This is a genomic window from Elusimicrobiota bacterium, assembly GCA_028718185.1.
In the GTDB taxonomy this organism is placed as follows: Bacteria; Elusimicrobiota; UBA8919; order UBA8919; family UBA8919; genus JAQUMH01.
On sequence record JAQUMH010000026.1, the window covers coordinates 1 to 3,591 of the forward strand.

Genomic DNA, 3,591 nt, shown 5'->3' on the forward strand with positions numbered 1-3,591 from the left:
TCCGAAAAGGCTGCTCCCGAGAAATCGGGATGAGTTCGCAAAACCAAGGGCTAAGATAGTGAAAGCTAACAGGTTGCCGACAAACGTAAGACTAAAGACTATCAAGCCAGCAAGGTTATCGAAAACGAAAGAAGTTGATTAGAGAATTAGTAAATTAGTTAATTAGGTTTAAGATACTTAATTAGCTGATTATTAACTAGTTTTTTAATGAACTTCTTTTTTATTCACGGAGCTCGGACCTACTGGACCGAGCGAGCAAATAACCCCGCAAAGCGGGGTCATCAACTGAATTCTGATTGCTGAAATCCTGAGTACTGAATTCTGAATCCTGCTAGTCGGAAGTATTTATGAAAACATCAATAAAGGAAACAAAAAATGAAATACAGGGGGACAATATGCGCAAAGCACTAAGCACAATGATGTTAGTAGTATTATTAGCAGGTATTATATGTTCAGGTAGTGCGTATGCAGCTTTTAGTAAAAGCGATGCCGGGACAAGTGCAGTCCATTTTTTAAAGCTGGGTGCCGGTGCCCGTAGTAGTGGAATGGGCGATATCGGAGTAGGCGTAAGTGAAGGAGCGAGTAATATATATTGGAATGCAGCTGGTTTAGCTGGAATGGAACAAACATCAATAAGTGTAATGCATGCGGTCTGGTTTGAGGATATAGGCTATACCTGGATAGGGTATGGACAGCCAACGGAAACCGGCGGATTAGGAATAGGAATCCAGTATTTAAGTTATGGTTCAATAGAAGGCAATGATACCGCCGGATTATTAACCAGCAATTATAGTCCTAGTGATATGTCAATAACACTAGGATATGGAAATGAAGTAAGCGAAGAAGTATCATTAGGAGCCGGGATAAAGTATATAAGCAGCAAGATAAAGGAGAGTGGGGTAGCGATAGCCGGAGATATAGGAATGTTATATAAGCCAACGGATAATAAAACGAGCTTAGGAATAGCGCTCCAGAATTTAGGCGGTAAGATGAAATATATAGAATCCGGCGATAATCTGCCGATGACGATACGGGTAGGCGGAGGATATAATATTCAACCGGAGTGGTTAGTAGGATTAGAAATGACAGCAGTAAATGACAGTGGAATGGGAATAGGCGCAGGGACAGAGTACAAGTATGCAGCAAGTGAAGGAGCAACACTAATAGGCAGGGCAGGATATAATACAGAGACCAAAGACATAGGCGGCTTAAAAGGACTAAGCTTAGGAGCAGGAGTAGAGCTTAAGGGTTGTGGATTAGATTATGCATTTGTCCCGTTTGGCGATTTAGGCGATACACACAGAATATCATTAAATATTAAATTCTAAAGAAAGAGTCGTAGAGTCATAGAGTCGTTGAGTCGTTGAGTCATTGAGTCGTAGAGCCATAGAGTTTTAAGTCAGACCCTACGACCCAATGACCCTAAGACGCTACGACGCTAAGACCCTAAGACGCTACGACACAGACAGGAGGAGCTATGAAGAATAAGAAGAGAATATGTTTAGCAGTTATTTTTGTAATGCTTTGCGGAGTAATAAGTAAGGTCAGTGCGTTAGTTCCTATTAATTTTACCCGAGGCGATATGTTTGTTACACATTGGTATCAGATAGATAGTGAAGCTAAATTATATGCCGATTTACAAGCCGGGAAAGATGCAAATTTTGACGCAGTATTTTTTTTCCTTAGGGAAGACTATATAGAAGCAGCGAGAGACCCTATAAACTGTGGTTCATGGAATACTCAGGCAAGTTGGGGAATGTTAGAAAAGGCAATTGCCTGGTGTCATAGTAATGGAATGAAGATACATATTGGTTATGGCCCAACCAGAGGTTACGGAGTTGGTTTTTTTAAGAGATGGGGTTATGGATATTCTCAAATGTATTCGGATGGAACTATGGCAGATGAAAGAGTAGAAATAGCATATCCGGAAATTAGAGCTTACGAACTTGATTTAATAAAATTTCTAATTCAGAATTATCCCACAATAGATGGAATTCATTTTGAAGAACCTAATTATGCCGGGTTGTCATATTCGACTCCAATCAATGTAGTAGTGTCGACTGCTACGTTAGGACCTGATACAAATGATACAAGAAGAATGAAAGCAATGAAAGATGCGGTAAATTCTTTTTGGCAGGAATTATCTGATTGGATTTCAGTGAACAGACCCAATCCGACATTCAATATATCAATAAACTGTCCATCAGTCACTAGTAATGGACTAAATAGTTCAGGAATAGATATGTTGTGGCATCAAACACATCCGTTTATAGATGCATGGGTACAACAGGTTGATTTATCTCTCGGTGATGTACAATGGGCATGTGATTTTATGCAGACCAATAGTGGCAGATTAAATAATAAAATTCCGTTAATACCAGGAACATTTGTAGATAATGCTGCGTCTGCTAGTCAGACAGGCTGTGTTTTAGTGGGTGGATTACCTACTACCGCACAGTGTTATTGGCAAGATATCTTTAAAATAATTAATTGGGGACATGGCTGGAACACAAAGGCACTATGTGTGGCAGGAAACTCTGAACTCAATGTTCCACGTAACATGTTTTTAGATATAGGAGATCCCAGCTGGACAGGCTTCACGAGCGGCGAGATAATATCAAATATCCCCTGCCCGCCCGCATCGGTCGCTACATTATCCGTAGGCAACATAACACCTACCAGTGTGGTGTTAAATTGGGTCTCGGTAGGAGCAAATGGCTTTAAGGGAACAGCAAGTCAGTATGATATCAGGTATGCAACAACCCCTGCCGGTATAACTCATAACTGGACTACCGCCACACAATGCACAACTGAGCCGGTTCCACAAGTAGCAGGAACAAACCAGAGTCTTACGGTAAGTGGTTTAGATACCGTTAATAAGACATATTATTTTGTGATGAAAGTAGCAGATGTTGAAGGTAACTGGTCAGGAATATCCAATGCCGCCAGCAACAAGGCAGATACTATATTACCAAGTATAAACATTACCTCACCGGTGAGTGGAACAACAGTAACCAATCTGCAATTAACTGTAAGTGGTACTGCATCAGATAATGCAGCGTTAAGCACTGTAGAAGTTAAAGTAGGAGCCGGTGGTACATATGTATCAGCGACAGGCTTAAGTTCCTGGAGTGGAACTGTAACATTGGTAAGCGGCTCAAATACAATATATGCAAAAGCGACTGATACCTCAGGTAATACAAGTGAAACATCAATAACCGTGACCTGCACACCACCGGACACAACACCGCCAAGTATAGCTATAACATCACCTGCTAATGGTGCTACGATAACAACATCATCGTTATTAACGATAAGTGGTACTGCATCAGACAACATAGGCCTAAACAAAGTGGAAGTTAAGTTAGGTGCCGGCGGCACTTATGTCCCAGCAACAGGTACAAATCCGTGGAGTGGTACTATAACATTAGTAAGCGGCTCAAATACAATATATGCAAAAGCAACGGATACAACAGGTAATATAACCGAAACGTCAATAACCGTGACCTATACACCATCAGATACAACAGCACCAAGTATAGCTATAACCTCGCCTTCGAATGGTGCGACATTAACAACATCGTTATTAAC

At 41.0% G+C, this 3,591-nt stretch carries 2 protein-coding genes; both read left to right on the forward strand.

What is annotated here, in order from left to right:
• Window positions 1-347 precede the first annotated feature (347 nt).
• Window positions 348-1,328 carry a PorV/PorQ family protein gene (locus PHE88_12525; protein ID MDD5688645.1) on the forward strand — a complete coding sequence of 327 codons (981 nt, stop codon included), beginning with the start codon at window positions 348-350 and terminating at the stop codon, window positions 1,326-1,328.
• A gap of 149 nt (window positions 1,329-1,477) precedes the next feature.
• Window positions 1,478-3,591 (forward strand): Ig-like domain-containing protein (locus PHE88_12530; GenBank protein ID MDD5688646.1); only part of this gene is annotated, 2,114 nt, incomplete at its 3' end.